The organism is Saprospiraceae bacterium, from assembly GCA_026129545.1.
Classification (GTDB): domain Bacteria; phylum Bacteroidota; class Bacteroidia; order Chitinophagales; family Saprospiraceae; genus M3007.
In genome coordinates this window covers 43606-59521 of record JAHCHX010000006.1, presented here as the reverse complement: position 1 = coordinate 59521, position 15916 = coordinate 43606, and the positions used below count along the sequence as shown (strand labels likewise).

General features: G+C 53.3%; 14 protein-coding genes. 5 read left to right on the top strand and 9 right to left on the bottom strand.

The window, feature by feature from the left end:
- Nucleotides 1-118: 118 nt before the first annotated feature.
- The 3 genes from KIS77_22480 to KIS77_22470 form a co-directional block, all read right to left on the bottom strand.
- Complete coding sequence (locus KIS77_22480) at nucleotides 119-931, bottom strand: lamin tail domain-containing protein (protein MCW5925100.1); 813 nt, start codon at nucleotides 929-931, stop codon at nucleotides 119-121.
- A 214-nt stretch (nucleotides 932-1145) separates the two neighbouring features.
- Nucleotides 1146-1655: a rhodanese-like domain-containing protein gene (locus KIS77_22475; GenBank protein MCW5925099.1), complete on the bottom strand. Its 510-nt coding sequence runs from the start codon at nucleotides 1653-1655 to the stop codon at nucleotides 1146-1148.
- A gap of 356 nt (nucleotides 1656-2011) precedes the next feature.
- Nucleotides 2012-2944, bottom strand: coding sequence for a ribose-phosphate pyrophosphokinase (locus KIS77_22470; GenBank protein MCW5925098.1), 933 nt, complete (start codon nucleotides 2942-2944; stop codon nucleotides 2012-2014).
- 237 nt (nucleotides 2945-3181) lie between these two features.
- Between KIS77_22470 and KIS77_22465 the strand changes: the two genes are divergently transcribed.
- The gene (locus KIS77_22465; protein ID MCW5925097.1) at nucleotides 3182-3925 is read left to right on the top strand and encodes a hypothetical protein; all 744 of its coding nucleotides are present in this window, start codon (nucleotides 3182-3184) and stop codon (nucleotides 3923-3925) included.
- A 70-nt stretch (nucleotides 3926-3995) separates the two neighbouring features.
- Here the strand turns inward: KIS77_22465 and ruvA are convergent, their stop codons facing one another.
- From ruvA to KIS77_22440, 5 genes are all read right to left on the bottom strand, one after another.
- Entirely contained in the window at nucleotides 3996-4589 is a 594-nt protein-coding gene (ruvA, locus tag KIS77_22460; protein ID MCW5925096.1) for a Holliday junction branch migration protein RuvA, read from the bottom strand.
- The gene (locus KIS77_22455) at nucleotides 4574-4888 is read right to left on the bottom strand and encodes a hypothetical protein (GenBank protein MCW5925095.1); all 315 of its coding nucleotides are present in this window, start codon (nucleotides 4886-4888) and stop codon (nucleotides 4574-4576) included. The genes ruvA and KIS77_22455 overlap by 16 nt, the downstream gene beginning before the upstream one ends.
- A 67-nt stretch (nucleotides 4889-4955) precedes the next feature.
- The gene (gene lon / locus KIS77_22450) at nucleotides 4956-7451 is read right to left on the bottom strand and encodes an endopeptidase La (GenBank protein MCW5925094.1); all 2496 of its coding nucleotides are present in this window, start codon (nucleotides 7449-7451) and stop codon (nucleotides 4956-4958) included.
- A gap of 549 nt (nucleotides 7452-8000) precedes the next feature.
- Nucleotides 8001-9092, bottom strand: coding sequence for a dTDP-glucose 4,6-dehydratase (gene rfbB, locus KIS77_22445; GenBank protein ID MCW5925093.1), 1092 nt, complete (start codon nucleotides 9090-9092; stop codon nucleotides 8001-8003).
- Nucleotides 9093-9182: 90 nt separating this feature from the next.
- Nucleotides 9183-10148, bottom strand: a complete 966-nt coding sequence (locus KIS77_22440; GenBank protein MCW5925092.1) for an SDR family oxidoreductase — start codon at nucleotides 10146-10148, stop codon at nucleotides 9183-9185.
- Nucleotides 10149-10461: 313 nt separating this feature from the next.
- Here KIS77_22440 and KIS77_22435 point away from each other — a divergent pair, with 313 nt between their 5' ends.
- The 4 genes from KIS77_22435 (at nucleotide 10462) to KIS77_22420 (ending at nucleotide 14690) form a co-directional block, all read left to right on the top strand.
- The gene (locus KIS77_22435) at nucleotides 10462-10851 is read left to right on the top strand and encodes a hypothetical protein (protein MCW5925091.1); all 390 of its coding nucleotides are present in this window, start codon (nucleotides 10462-10464) and stop codon (nucleotides 10849-10851) included.
- An 83-nt stretch (nucleotides 10852-10934) separates the two neighbouring features.
- On the top strand, nucleotides 10935-11489 hold the full coding sequence (locus KIS77_22430) for a hypothetical protein (protein MCW5925090.1): 555 nt from the start codon (nucleotides 10935-10937) through the stop codon (nucleotides 11487-11489).
- A 19-nt stretch (nucleotides 11490-11508) separates the two neighbouring features.
- Nucleotides 11509-12486 (top strand): hypothetical protein, encoded by a 978-nt coding sequence (locus KIS77_22425; GenBank protein ID MCW5925089.1) that lies wholly within the window; start codon nucleotides 11509-11511, stop codon nucleotides 12484-12486.
- Nucleotides 12487-12647: 161 nt separating this feature from the next.
- Entirely contained in the window at nucleotides 12648-14690 is a 2043-nt protein-coding gene (locus KIS77_22420) for a S8 family serine peptidase (GenBank protein MCW5925088.1), read from the top strand.
- Nucleotides 14691-14762: 72 nt separating this feature from the next.
- On the opposite strand, the gene KIS77_22415 is transcribed toward KIS77_22420, so the two are convergent.
- Complete coding sequence (locus KIS77_22415) at nucleotides 14763-15731, bottom strand: WYL domain-containing protein (GenBank protein ID MCW5925087.1); 969 nt, start codon at nucleotides 15729-15731, stop codon at nucleotides 14763-14765.
- Nucleotides 15732-15916: the final 185 nt, after the last annotated feature.

The following is a 15916-nucleotide window of genomic DNA, read 5'->3' as shown; positions in this document are numbered from 1 at the left end:
CCCGCGCTACGATACGAGGTTTGCGGTTGGAGGGTTGCGGCAAGGCAGCCCCATAGCGAACGCAAGGTTACGGAGGAGATTGGCAATACTCGAATAACAAGCGCACGAAATCCTTCACCTACTTCTTTACACTTATCGAACGGGTAGGCCGTTGGCCTGCTTTCAGGAAATAAATCCCGTCGGGCAAGACCGTCAAATCAAGCGTGAGAGAGGTGCTCGATGCGTCGGCATCCGAAAAAAACACCTGCTTGCCTGTCGCGTCAGTCACTCTGAGCAGCCCCAATGGCTGGTCGGAACGGAGGGTGACATGGCCGGAGGTGGGGTTGGGGAAAATGCGCAGCGAGGCATCCGGGTATGGTTCAGCCGTGCCGACGGTCAGCGAGTTGGGCGCATTGAAGGTGCGCGGCATGAAAGTAAAATCGCCCGTGCCGTTGGGGTATCGTCCGAAGGTGGTGTCCACCTTTTGCGGGCCAAAAGAAAGGCTGTCAATCACGCCCCCCGCCCCATTGGAGAGCATGAGAAACTCGCCTTCGCCGCTGATTTTAAAATTGGCGTGCAAAGGGCCTTGGGCTTGGTCTTCGTCGCACCAGATGATGAGAAACCCGTTGGGCGCGATGGTGGTGCCTGCTGGGAAGGGCCATTTGGTGGGGTTGTCAGCCTTGTCGGTAAGATATACGCCATCGAGACTGATAGGGATAGAAGTGTTGTTGTAAAGTTCGAGCCAGTCATCGTGCTGCCCGGCCTCGTCCGTTTCGGCATTTTGGTTGAGCGCCAAAAATTCATTGATGACCACGTCGCCTGCTTGCAGGGAAACAGCAGGGGGAGCCAGTCGCGCGAAATCAAAATCCACCCGCTTGATGCGCAGGTCGTGTTGCGCGGCCACGCTCCATGCGAACAAGCAGGCCAAATAAAAAACGAGGACAAATCTCATGGCAAACCAATTTTTTGTCGCCCACAGCAAGGAGGGCCAAGTCAAACTATACATAGAGTTGTTGAGGTGGAGGGCTTTGAGTGAAGGGGATTGTCATTCTTTCGACTGGCAAGGCAAGTTTTGCGGTCGAAATCGGGCGTATTCGGCGAAAAATTTAACGAAGCCAGTCGGAAAAAGGGCTTTCCCTTCGCCAAAGGCCTCCACCGCGACAAGTCTAATACACTTTTTTCCCCTTTTTCAGCCATATACCCCAAGTGCGGCTGTACGCGTGTACCTCTTGGGTTTGTCCCTTGTCGTTGAACACGGGATGCCCTTGATTGACCCACTCAAAAATGCCGCCGTAGAGATTGGACACGTTTTTATAGCCTGCCGCCAGCAGTTTCTCCGCTATCTTTTCGCTCCGGTAGCCTACCGAACAGTAAACGACGATGCGCTTGTCTTTCCCGACGTTGTCCAATTTGGATAGGTCGAAGTGATCGTAACCCACGCTCAAGGCACTGCCGATTCGACTCACGACACATTCCCTTGGTTCGCGGGCATCGAGAAACAGTATGTGCGCCGAATCGCGTGCGGCTTCCTGCACCTGTATTTCAGGCACCGTATGGCTCAATAGGCTTTTTAACATGGCGCGATAAGCGCCGCTTTTCACTTGCCCGGTGGCAGGGGTCGGGTCGAGCAGAAAGATGCCAACAGCGATAAGCATTGTCTTGGTATAGGATAGCATGGCTCGCAATGGTTTGAAGAATACCTTGCAAAATTGAGGGGAAAACGAAACAAATGAAAGGGAGCGTGAAATTGCTTTGGCGAGAACAAGGCTGGGCGAGCATTCCGCACCCGGCGTGGCGCCTTTTATGCGCCACGCCAAGTGCCAAACCGAGATTATATGCGGGAGCCCTCGTTCAAAAAAAATCCTACTGCCAGAAGGGGAGCAGTAGGAAAATCAAAACATACTATGAGAAAACTGATGCAAGATAAAAGCACCGCGTTCGCAGCGGCAAACGCTATTTACGGAACGGCAGAAATCATGAGGGAACGGCGGATAAATGTGACATTTTGGTATTTTGGTCAAATATCCGGCACCTATTGCCCCAAGAACAAGGCTGCGATGGACTTGTGTTCCACCGTGTTCCGAATGGCGCGCGAGAAGAGTTTGGCCGTCGAGAGCACTTTGATTTTGGGCGATTGGCGGCGCAGCGGTATCGTGTCGCACACAATCAGCTCGGTCAGTTCGGACGCTTCGATGTTTTCGTACGCTTTGCCCGATAGCACCGGATGGGTACAGATGGCACGAACGGATTTTGCGCCTTTTTCGATGAGTGCGTCGGCGGCTTTGCAAAGGGTGCCTGCGGTATCCACCAAGTCGTCCACCAAAATAACATCGGCACCTTTAACTTCGCCAATGACTGTCATGGCGGCCACTTCATTGGCTTTTGTGCGGTATTTGTCGCAAATGACGAGTTCGCGCCCCAATTGCATGGCATAGACGCGGGCACGCTTCACGCCGCCAACATCGGGGCTGGCGAAAATGGTATTGCTCAAATCCTGTTGTTTCAGGTAAGGCACATAAATCGCTTCGGAGCGCAAGTGGTCCACTGGGATATCGAAGAACCCCTGCACTTGGTCGGCGTGGAGGTCCATCGTCATGATGCGGTTGGCCCCGGCGGCGGTCAGCATATTGGCCATTAGTTTGGCGGTGATGGGCACACGGGGCTTGTCTTTGCGGTCTTGGCGGGCGTAGCCAAAGTAAGGAATGACGGCGGTGATGTAGCCTGCGGAAGCACGTTTGGCGGTGTCAATCCAGAGCAGCAGCTCCACCAGATTGTCGTGGGGTTGGCAGGTGCTTTGGATAAAAAAGGTGAAGGAGCCGCGAACGCTCTCATTGATGATGGTTTGCATTTCGCCGTCGCTGAATCGGGCGAGGGTTTTGTCGCCCAAGGGCGCGTCGAAATGAAAGGCGATTTCTTTGGCTAAATCGTTTGATGCGGAGCAAGAGAATAGTTTTACTTCGGGCATGGCGAAGCCGGAGTCGGGTTCGGGTTGGTGAGTTGATAGGTTTGGAAGCAACGATTGGAAAACTTTGGACAAAGGTAGGAAAAAAGGACTTCATGCATACCTCGCTCCGCAATGTTTTGGGCATGGTTACAGTCGCAATCTGCTCAAAATCAGAGACATTAATCATGGTCATCTAACAAATCTTAGCGAATCAAGGTATGCCTTTTCAATTACTTTTGCGGCAAAATCAGTTATTCGATGCGCTTTTGGGTCGGTTTGGGATTTTTTTCTCTGTTGCTTGCGGCGGCCTGCGTGGGCGATGGCAAGCGCGACATCCGTGACTATTACTTTCCGGTAGAGGAGTTGCGCCGGGGGCAGGTGTACGAATACGACCTCGCGCAAGGAGATTCATCGTCGCCGGAATACTGGTATTACCGCACCTTCCAGCGCGATAGCGGGCTGTTTTTGGCAGGCACCTATTACGATAGCCGTTTTCAGATTGGGCAAATCATTCGGGAAAAAATCGTGAAAGAGGGCGTTTTGGCGCGTGAATACTCGCTTTACGACCCTGATTTTGAAACGGGCAAGCAAATCCAGACCAATGCCGTCATCGAGTCGCCCGACTTGTTCCCGTTTCGAGTAAAAGATTCCACGGGTGTGTCTGTCTTTAGTCTGCACTACCGCCCAGCCGCCGACCCTTCCACGACGATTTATCTCACACGCCAGCGAATTTTTCTTGGCGACGCGCCTGCCTTCGAGATGCACGGCATGGTTTATCCCTGTGTTCGTTTCGGGTTGGTAGAGTCTATCGGCACCCGCAAGGTTGGCGATGCGGCGATAAGTGGCCGGGGGGAGGAATGGTACGCCAAAGGGCTGGGGCTGGTCTATTATCGAAAGACCTTTGGCAGCAAGGAGAATCGGGTGACTTTCGAGTATCGCCTCAAAGATGTGTTTCCGATGTCGGAATTGGAAAAGAAGGCGGAAGCGTTTTTTGGAGAATAACCATTGTTAGAAGCAGTTTTAAACTCCCGCCCTGGAAGGTTTTTAAAACAGTTTCCTAGGCGATGCTCGCTCATCCCAACGCTTTGAGGGCCAGTTTTATCAAGTCTTCCACTCGGCTCACGTTGGGGTTTCCCTTCAGAATGTGGTTCAATGCCTTTTGCACGGCGATGCGGTTGAAGCCCAAGGCGATAAGGGCAGACAGCGCCTCTTCTCGCAGAGCGTTGTCGAGCGACGGAAGCAAGACGGGCGAGCCCTCGGAGGCATCTTTGGTCAACTTGCTTTTTAGGTCGAGGATGATTTGTTTGGCCGTTTTGGCACCGATGCCTTTCACGCGCTGCAACACATGAGCCTGCTCGCCAATGATGGCTGCTCGCACTTCGTCCACGCTCATAGAAGAGAGAATCAGCTGGGCAGTGGTGGCTCCCACGCCAGTGACGCCAATCAACTGGACGAACATATTGCGCTCTGTTTGAGTGGCGAAACCAAACAATGTGTGCGCGTCTTCCCGCACGATTAGATGTGTGTAAATCGTCGCTCTTTCCTGCCCTTGGATAGCGGTGTAGGTGCTGAGCGGAATATTCACATGGAAGCCTACGCCGCTGACTTCCAAGGTGATAAATGCTGGACTGCGAAAGGTGATTTCCCCTTTTAGGTATGCGTACATGGGGCTAAGGTAGAGAAAAGATAAAAGTTGATGGGGTTGATGAAGGTTGATGAAGGTTGATGAAGGTTGATGGGGTTGATGAAGGTTGATGGGGTTGATGAAGGTTGATGGGGTTGATGAAGGTTGATGGGGTTGATGAAGGTTGATGGGGTTGATGAAGGTTGATGAAGGTTGATGGGGTTGATGGGGTTGATGGGGTTGATGAAGGTTGATGGGGTTGATGGGGTTGATGAAGGTTGATGGGGTTGATGAAGGTTGATGGAGCGCGCAGTGTGTTCTACGTTATCAACCTTTATCAACCCCATCAACTTTTGCCAACCTTTTGAGGTACCCCTCAATACTTATTCAAAGGGGACGGCCTTTTGTTCACGCTGCCGGGATCTGCGGCCTCACTACTGGCAGGCCTTTCTGCTTTTTGCTCTTCGGCACGCCATTTTCCTTGATTTTTTCTTCTTTTGTGAGACCGATGGCTAAGGCGAGGACTTCGTCCATTTGAGCCACATAGTGGAATTTCAAGCCTTGAATATATTCTGGCTCAATCTCTTCCACATGCTTTTTGTTGTCTTTGCAAAGAATGACTTCCTTGATGCCGGCCCGTTTGGCAGCGAGTATTTTCTCCTTTATGCCGCCTACTGGAAGTACTTTGCCACGCAGGGTGATTTCGCCTGTCATGGCCAAAAACGGTTTCAATGCCTTGCCCGTGAGCGCCGATGTGATGGCTGTGAGCATGGTGATGCCTGCTGACGGGCCGTCTTTCGGGATGGCGCCTTCGGGGATGTGGATGTGGATGTCTTTTTTGTCGAACACGTCGGGGTCTATATTCAGCGCCTCGGCGTGTGCCTTGATATAGCTAAGCGCGGTGCCGGCACTTTCCTTCATCACTTCACCGAGATTGCCCGTGAGTTGGAGGCGGCCACTTCCCTTGTTCATGCTGACTTCGATGAAGAGGATTTCGCCGCCCACAGCCGTCCATGCCAAACCGATGGCCACGCCTGCTGCTTGTGCTTCTTGATAGACCTCGGCATCGTACTTGGTGGGGCCGAGTATGTCATGCAGGTGCTCGGGCTTCACTGTGACTTCATAAGCCTCCCCCATGGCGACTCGTTTGGCGACGTGGCGCATGACGGAGCCTATTTCGCGGCTAAGGTTGCGCACGCCGCTTTCGGCGGTATAGCTCTGGATGATTTTCACCAATGCTTTGTCGTTGATTTTCACTTGCGCGGGTTTGAGGCCGTGTTCCTTGCGCTGGTGGGGAATCAAATGCCGCTTGGCGATTTCAACTTTTTCCTCTAAAGAGTACCCGGCGATTTCGATGATTTCCATACGGTCGAGCAAGGCTGGCTGTATGGTCGAAAGCGAGTTGGCCGTAGCGATGAACAACACTTTGGAAAGGTCGTATTCGAGTTCTAGGTAGTTGTCGTAGAAAGTGGTGTTTTGCTCGGGGTCGAGCACTTCGAGCAGGGCCGAGGAAGGGTCGCCGCGAAAGTCCTTGCCTACCTTGTCTATTTCGTCGAGGATGAAGACGGGGTTGCCAGCTTTGGCTTTTTTCAAGGATTGCACGATGCGGCCCGGCATGGCGCCGATGTACGTCTTGCGGTGGCCGCGTATCTCGGCCTCGTCGTGGAGGCCACCGAGGCTCATGCGGACGTATTTGCGCTTCAAGGCGCGGGCGATGCTGTTGCCCAATGAGGTCTTGCCGACACCGGGAGGGCCTGCAAGGCAAAGAATGGGGGCTTTCATGTCGCCTTTCAACTTCAGCACGGCCAAATGTTCCAATATGCGCTCTTTTACTTTTTTGAGGCCATAGTGGTCTTTGTCAAGCACCTGCTGTACCCGTTTGAGGTCGAAGTTGTCTTTGGTGAAATCCATCCAAGGCATCTCTATCAAGGTTTCCAGATAGTTCAGCCCAATGGCGTATTCCGCTACCTGAGGGTTGATGCGGCGCAATTTGTTGATTTCCCGGTGGAAAGTCTCTGCCACGTTTTTCGGCCATTTCTTTTTGGCCGCTTTGCGCATGAGCTCATTGATGTCTTCTTCTTGCGGGTTTTGGCCGAGCTCTTCCTGAATGGTTTTGAGCTGTTGGCTCAAGAAGTAGTCGCGCTGTTGTTTTTCGATGTCGGTGCGGACCTTGGTCTCGATTTGGTCTTTGAGCTCGAGGAGCTGGAGCTCCGCATCCATGTGATGCAGGATGGCGCTGGCTTTTTCCTTCAGGTTGTTGATTTCGAGGATGTCCTGTTTTTCATTCACCTTGATGCCGAGGTTGGAGGCGATGAAATTGAGCAGGAAGTTGTCGTTGTTGATGTTTTTCAACATGACGACGGCCTCGGAGGGTATTTGTGGCGAAAGCTCGATGATTTGTCTTGCCGCATCGCGAACGCTGCTGATGAGCGCGCGAAATTCGAGTTTGTTCTTGGGCTGTTCGTATTCCAAAGTGGTGATTTGCCCAATCATGTACGGCTCTTCGCTCAGCATATCGTCGAGATAGAAGCGCTTGCGTCCTTGTAGGATGGCGGTGGTGGAGCCATCGGGCATTTTCAGCAGTTTGAGTATGCGGGCGATGGTGCCTACTCGATAGAGGTCGCGCGTGGAAGGGTTTTCGATTTTGACGTCTTTTTGGGAAAGCACGCCGATGTAGCGATTTTCTTCGTAGGCGCGTTGCACGGCGCGAATGCTTTTGTCGCGCCCGACGGTGATGGGGGTGACGATGCCGGGGAACAGCACGGTATTTTTAAGAGGCAGCATGGGCATGGTGTCTGGGAACACCTCGCCTTGTTTTGCCTCGTCGTCGTCTTCCAAAGAAAAGAGGGGCACAAAGTCAGGCTCATCGTCCGACTGTTGCGACATTAACCAGTTATCAAACATATTCATACGGTAGAACGGCCTAGGAGTTGAAAGATTAGGATGAGTATCTAAACGCAAACTTTCAGTGTTTGGCCGAAAGAATGTGGGCAAAAATTGATTTGTGTCAAACTGACAGCAAAAGTGCTGATTCTATGGGTCATCACCAATAGTCAAATAATTTGCCATCGAAAAAATAAGGCGGTTTTGGCAGGGATGGACAAAAAGCAGGCGACAAAAAGACAGGGATGATAGTGGGTCAGAAAGTGCTGTCCGCAAAAAAGGCTGCGCCGAGTGTCCCCGACGCAGCCTCCTATTTTGGTCGCTGGCTTTATTAGACTTGTCGCGGTGGAGGCCTTTGGCGAAGGGAAAGCCCTCCACCGCGACAAGTCTATTGAGTTGTTGATTTGGGGAACCGCTGTTCAAGGAGGCAAGGAGATTGCTCACAATACTCTGTCATCCCAACGGAGACAATAGAAAACACAGAGGCACGAAGGGCGCAGGGTTCTGAACATTCTCCATTCGATTCTCCAAACCAACAAATCCCCGGTTCCCAAAATCCCAGATTCCCCCCTACCGATATTGCTGCTCGTAATACCGCTGATATTCCCCCGAAAGGACGTGCGACAGCCAAGCCTCGTTTTCCAAATACCACTTTGCCGTTTCGCGGAAACCCTCTTCCGATTTGACGGTCGGTTCCCAACCCAGCTCATTTTTCAGTTTCGACGCATCAATCGCATAGCGGCGGTCGTGACCGGGGCGGTCTTTCACAAAAGTGATGAGCGACTGCGAGGTGCCGATGGGCTGGCCGAGCAGCTCGTCCATGATGTCGCAAAGTTTCCGTACGAGGTCAATGTTCTTCCACTCGTTGTTTCCGCCTATATTATAGGTCTCTCCGTCGAGGCCTTGATGGAAAATCGTGTCAATGGCGGCCGCGTGGTCTTTTACCCAAAGCCAGTCGCGAGTATATTGGCCATCGCCATAGACGGGCAGCGGCTTCCCCTGTCGGATGTTGTTGATGACCAGCGGAATCAATTTTTCCGGGAAATGATTGGGGCCATAGTTGTTGCTGCAATTGGACAGCACCACCGGCAAGCCATAGGTGTGAAAATAAGCCCGCACAAAATGGTCGCTCGCGGCCTTCGAAGCCGAATAAGGCGAGCGCGGGTCGTAGCGAGTCTCTTCCGTGAAATAACCTTCTTCGCCCAAAGAGCCATATACCTCGTCGGTGCTGACGTGATAAAAACGCTTGCCTTCAAAATCAGGCTGGCGCGAGGAGCTGCCCCGCGCCCAACTATCGCGGGCAGCGTTCAGCAGCGTCACCGTGCCGAGCACGTTGGTTTCCACAAAAGCCAACGGGTTGGTGATGGAGCGGTCCACATGACTTTCGGCGGCGAGGTGAATGACGCTATCGGGCTGGTGTTTTTCAAAAAGATTTTTCAAAAAAACCGCGTCGCGGATGTCGCCTTTTTCAAAAAAATAATTGGGCAACGGCTCCACGTCACGCAGGTTTTCCAGATTGCCCGCATAAGTGAGCGCGTCGAGGTTGACGATTTTGCGCTGCGGATATTTTTGAGCAAAATGCCGGACGACGTGCGAACCGATGAAGCCCGCGCCGCCGGTGATGAGAATTGTTGATTGTTGATTGTTAATTGTTTTCGTCATTTTCGTTATTTCGTCATTACAAAGAATGCTCCTTTCTTTTTGAAAGGAAGAACAATCGCCTCAAAATTGAAAAACACGAATCATCACCCCCTACTGCGCCATCGCCGCTTCCACCCTTACCACTTTTTTGAAATACTCGTACGTCAATTTCAAGCCCTTGGCTCGGTCGAACTTCGGCTCCCAATCCAGAATGGTGCGAGCCTTGGTGATGTCGGGGCGGCGTTGCTTGGGGTCGTCCACCGGGAGTGGGCGGTAGTCAATGTAGGCTTTCGGGTTTTGCACGAGTTCGAGAATCTCGTGGGCGAACTGCATCACCGTGATTTCCGACGGATTGCCGATGTTGACTGGCAAATGGTAGTCGCTCAAAAGCAAGCGGTACATCCCTTCCACGAGGTCGTCCACATAGCAAAAAGAGCGGGTCTGCGAGCCGTCGCCAAATACGGTCAGCCCTTCGCCGCGAATCGCTTGCGCAAAAAAAGCGGGCAACACGCGACCGTCGTTCACCCGCATTCGCGGGCCGTAGGTGTTGAAAATGCGCACGATGCGCGTTTCCACGCCGTGATAATTGTGATAGGCCATCGTAATCGCCTCAAGGAATCGCTTGGCCTCATCATAGACGCCGCGCGGCCCGACGGGGTTCACGTTGCCCCAGTATTCCTCTACCTGCGGGTGCACCAGCGGGTCGCCGTACACCTCCGATGTGGAAGCCACCAGAATCCGCGCCTTTTTTTCTTTGGCCAAGCCGAGCAAATTGTGCGTGCCATGCGCGCCCACCTTCAAGGTCTGAATGGGCATTTGCAAATAATCAATGGGGCTTGCAGGCGAGGCAAAGTGCATGATGTAATCCAACCGACCCGGCACATGGACGAATTTCGTGATGTCGTGGTGATAATACTCAAAATCTTTTTCCTTGAAAAGATGCTCGATATTGGCGAGGTCGCCAGTGAGGAGGTTGTCCATGCCGATGACCTGATAGCCTTCGGCGAGGAAGCGGTCGCAGAGGTGCGAGCCGATGAAACCGGCAGCGCCGGCGATGAGTACGCGTTTTTTAGACATAAATTTTCAAGCAGATTTCCCGTGTTTGTTGACAAAAAACCAAGTGAGCGAATAAAGGACTTCAAAGAGCCGCCATAACGACGCAAAGGTAACCGAATTGCGCACTGCGACGGACTGACAACCCTTCATTCGGACAATCGCGTTTGGCAAGAATTGAGCCAAGCGCACAAATCAGACACTACAAAAAAAGTTGTTGTTCTCCTCCTCGAAAAACACCCACGCCGCTATTTACCATTTTTTAAAACCACCAATTTGCCCCAACTTGCGGCCTCAATCCCACACCCACATCCACTCACTCAAATCTGAAAACAACATGGGTAAAAACGCCATCAGTTTCGTTGCCTTGTGCGTGTCGCTACTGTTCGCCGGGGCATTTGTCGGCGGTGAAATCCACCGCCAACGCGCCATGAAAGCCGAACTCAAAGCCATCCACGAAGAACAAAAACGCATCATGGCCGAAGTGGCCGCCACCAACCAGAACTACCTCGAGCGCAAGCAAGCCTTGCTGGCGGAAACCGCCCAACTCTATGAGGAACTGGACAGCATATTGCAACAAAAAGAACTCAACACCAAACAGTTGCAAGGAGCCAGAAGCAAAGTGCAGAAAGCCCACGACGAGCTGGCCATCCAAATCGAGACCCTCAAAGATGTGCTGAAACACCGCAGGTTGGAACTCGACCCCGCCACGACTCAAGGACAATAAGCATGGCGGCATTTTGCCGAAACACGGATTTCCACCGAACTAACGCACATCCACCATCCTTTCATTCAAAAACCAGCCACATCATGAAACAACTCTTGAAAGCGACCATGCTTGCGCTGTCGAGCTTCATCGTCTGCCATGTCGCCGCGCAAAAACCCGATTCCCTCCAACTCATGGATGATGGCAGACCGCTGCCACTGATGCACGGCATCATCATCAACTCCGGTGCCGAGCTCCAAAAAACCGCGCAAATGCTCCGCGAAAGCAGCTACCCCATCATGCTCCTGCCCGAAGAAAGCGTGCGCAGCACCGTGAACACGTTCAATGCAAAAGACCAACTGCTCGTGCGCGTCAAAGAAGAAAACCAACTCCTGCGCTACCGCGACACCCTCTCCACGCTCGAAAGCCGAAAACTCAACGACATCGTCTCCGTCCACCAGCGCCACATCGGCCTCTGCGATTCGACCAATATGCTGCTCAACCGCTCCATCATGGGACTTAACCAACAATTGGACGAGACCCGACAATTAGCCAAAGACTGCAACAAGATGCGCACCGCAAAAAGCGTTTGGGCTACCATACTCGGCGGCGGCATCGGCTTCGGATTGGGCGTGTTGCTCGGCGTAGTACTCAACTGAACACACAAACCAGACAATTATGATAAAATCCCTTCAACAACTCATTGACAACTACCAACCCGTCACGACTGACGAGCTGAACCTGCCCGCCAACAAAGCCGCCGCCATCGAACTCCAAACCCGGCTTTGCGACCTCGGCATCCTCGACCCCGCCATCAAAGGCGATAAAAACAAACCCTTCGGCCCCGTGTCCAAAGCCGACGGAAGCATCGGCCCCATGACCCGCAACGCCATCTTCGAGTTTTGCCGCTTGGCCAACTTGGAGTATGTGGACAAACTCCTGTCCATCAACCTGCTCAAGGCCCTCGTGGCAGCCCAACCCGACACCTTTTTGCCCGTTGCTTTCGGCAATCACCCCTTCGACAAAGGACAAACCCGCCTCGCCCGACGCATCCTCCGTTGCATGCGCGACAAAGGCTTCTGGATAGCCCGCAGCCCACACGCCTACAACATCGTGTATGTGGAAGGCATGAACGCCGACGGCACCGAAAACGACGATGCCTTCGACCAATGGAACGACCGCCGCATCGTTATCCGCATCCGTCCGGGCGGCAAGCCCGAAATCCTCATCAACCACCAAGGCACCACCGAGCCGGGCAAATTCTACACCGTCAATCCCCTGAACCCACAAGGCGCAGCCCGCATCGCCTTCGGCCAATACAAGGCATGGACCGACGGCCTCCACCAAGGCGAGCAACCCGCGCTCGTGCAGCGCGGGGAAGTGCGCGTCCATCGCGATATTGACAAAAGCGGCACCCGCAACAAAGTAGACCCCATTGATGTGGGCGATTGGTTCGGCATCAACCAACACTCCACCAGCCCCAATTTCACCCCGCAATTGGTCGGAAAATACAGCGCCGGATGCCTCGTCGGGCAAGTGTACAGCGAACACTTGCAGTTTCTCAACACCGTCCGCAAAGACTTCCGCTACCAGATGAACAAAGGATACTACTTCATCACTACCGTGCTAGCTGGCGACGACCCGCTCCTGAAATAAAAAGGCATGGTCGTTGCCACCAATTGGCCTTTGCACCCCCAAACATCACGTCGCAAAAAACCATTTGAGTGAATTGCAACCTCCGCGTCCAGCCCCTCGTCAACCCGTTTTCCTAAACCGCGTACCGACCAATATCGCGTACCAACAACCGTCCTACACTTATGTACAAAGTCAAATACGGCGGCAAAAAAGGCAAGACCGTCAAACTCATCGAAAGCCCCGACATGGTGGCCATTCGCACCAAAGACAACAAAGACCTTGAAGACGTGCAAATGAGCCGATCCAGCCGAGAGTTGGTAGCCCAAACCACCGAAGTCACCTCATTCCCAGAAGCAGGAGTCACCGTGCGCCGCGTCGCCCCCACCGATGGCGAGGGACTTGAGTCCATGCAGTCCACCGTCAGCCTGCGCGACGAGACTCGCGCCGCGCTCAAGGAAGAGGACGACATCCGCTTTGCCGGGCGGGTGCTGCAAGATGCCGAAAGCGGTGAGGTCATGCTCTACACCGAAAACTTCTTTGTCAAATTCAACGACGACGTAGCGGAGAAAAACTGCCTCGCCTTGTTGAAAAAATACAAATTGAAAATCAAAAGCAAACTCCCTTTTGCCCCCAACTCCTACTTCGTGGAAGCAGAGGAAGGCACCGGGCTTAAGGTTTTTGAAATCGCCGACAATTTGCTGAAAGAAAAAGAAGTCGAATACTGCCATCCCGAACTCGTGCAGGAGCGCCGCTTCAAAGGCATACACCCCTTGCAATGGCATTTGGCCAAAACCACCATCGCCGGAAAGACCGTGGATGCCCACGTCAATATCCAAACCGCATGGCAACAAACCCGGGGGCAAGGCATCACCATCGCCGTCATTGACGATGGCGTGGACATCGAACACCCCGAGTTCGCCGGGCGCATCGTCCACCCTTATGACGCCACCGAAAACAGCAACAACCCGCGCCCCAAATTGAGAGACGACAATCACGGCACACCCTGCGCTGGCATGGCCTGCGCCGCAGGCCTCAATGGCGGTGCCTCCGGTGTCGCCCCTGAAGCCCGGCTCATGCCCATCCGCCTGCGAAGCGGTCTGGGCAGCATGGCCGAAGCCAATGCTTTCGTGTGGGCTGCCGACAAGGGAGCCGATGTCATTTCCTGCTCTTGGGGCCCTACCGACGGCGAGTGGTGGAACCCGGGCGACCCCGTGCACAATCGCATGACCATGCTGCCCGACAGCACCCGCCTTGCGCTCGATTACGCGCTCACCAAAGGGCGCGGCGGCAAAGGGTGCGTCATACTGTTCGCCGCTGGCAATGGCAACGAAGATGTCAAAAATGACGGCTACGCTAGCTATCCCGGAGTCATCGCCGTAGCTGCCTGCAACGATACTGGCCGTCGCAGCGTGTACAGCGATTTTGGCGACGCGGTGTGGGTCTGCTTCCCCAGTGGCGATTTTGGCTACAAGCCATTCCAGCACCCCGCCCCCATCAGTCAAGGGCTGCGCACCACCGATAGGCTCCAAGCCGACGGCTATGACCCAACCGACTACACCAACACTTTTGGTGGCACCTCCGGCGCTTGCCCCGGCGCTGCCGGCACCGTGGCGCTCATGCTTTCTGTCAATCCGAACCTCACCCAAAAAGAAGCGAAGGAAATGCTGCGGCGTTCGTGCCAGCGCATTGACGAAGCAGGCGGAGAATACAACGCGAAAGGCCACAGCATCTGGTACGGCTACGGTCGCGTTGATGCTGGCTTGGCCGTCAAAAACGCTGCCGAGGCCGCTCAAAAAGCCGACGATGGCCCCAATGTGGAAGGCACTGTGCGTTTTGCTACCGTCGGAGAAATGGCACTGCAACCTGCAGGGAAATTGACGGGCAGCGAGCTCTCCCCAGCCAGAAAGGTGCTGGGCCTAAGCCTCCGCCTGAAGCCAGCTGTCAAAGGGTTGTCCATCAAATACAAAATCAACGTGCCCAGTCTCGGCACCGTGGAAAGCACTGTCGAGGGAGCCATAGTCGGCACGGCCAATGCGCGGCAGCGCATCATTGGGTTCACCATCGAGCTGGAAGGCCCCGCCGCCAAAAACTACGAGGTGGAATACAGCGCCCAATTGCAGGACACCCCGACCCCCGTCACCGCCAAAAACGGCGCTTGGTGCGGCACCGACAAGAAAACAGGCAAGACGGTGATAGGGGTGTCGGTGCGTGTGCGGAAGAAGTAGAGCAGGGGGGCGAGGATATACTTGTTGGGGCAATCCCGTCAATACGGGTTGCCCCAACTTTTGTGAGATGCGCTAAAATTCGAGCAAGCACTGCCTTACTTCCTCAGGGGCCACCACCCCTAGGGATTTCCCGAAGCGAGCCAACTCGGAATACATCTCATAATTCGGTATCACTTTTATCGAAAATTCCATCTCCCCGTTTTCCTCACCTCTGTACGTTTGCGAGTGGTGCAACGGCTTTGTCTCAAGGTATTTTGACAACAACCGAGTGACGCGGAACACTACCTCCACCGGAACCCCTTCTTCCGGTTTCGTCACGCCGATTAAGTCTCTGAAATACTCGTGGGGATGAAATTCGCCATTGAAATGATACCGTTTTGTGGATTTTGAGATACCAATGATTCTATCCAAAGCCAGCGTGTGAATCGTCTTGAGCGCATCATGCCATCCAAAAACAAACCAACGGTTTCGATATTCGCGCAAATGATATGGGTGAAACACCAATTGATAAGGTTCATCCACATTGAATGGCTGATAACCGATTTCCAAAACTGTTTTTGAGAGTATGGCATCGTAAAGCCCCCCCAGCCACTTGGTGCCAGCCACTTGGTCGTTGGTCTCAAATTGTATCACCGAATGGTCAGGGTACTGCGTCCTCCCTTCCAGCCTATGGAGTGACTCCATCAACGATTTGAAATGCGGTAAGCCACTAAACTGGCGCAACAATGCCAGCGCCTCCTTGATGGCCATGACATCCTTTTCCGTCAGCGGTCGCTGCTCGATGGAAAAGCTCCTGTCCGCGTAAGTGTATTTGCCTCCCTCACAAACGATAGGGGCATCAAACCCACGCGGAGGGCTGCTTTTCATCAAATTGATGTCGTACTGAACGGTACGCTTGCTGACTCCATTCAAAGTGCCAAAGTCTTCGTGCAAACATGAACTTACTTCCGCGACGAGCTCGTCAAGCGTCCAGCGACGAGGCCTGCGGAAACACACGTTGAGTACTCTGTATCGAAAAGAAGCATGCTTATTGGTAGGCATATCAATTTTTTCAGGCAGTGCAAATAGGTTGCGTTTCGAGGGGCTTCCTTTGCCTTCGCCTAAAATTCCATCGGGCGTTGGCACAGTATTTGGCTAACTCAAATTGGTGACATAGGCGAATATTGTTTGAAATACAGATTATTTGTGCAATAATCGTGATGTAAGTTTTGATTGTGCAAAATTAA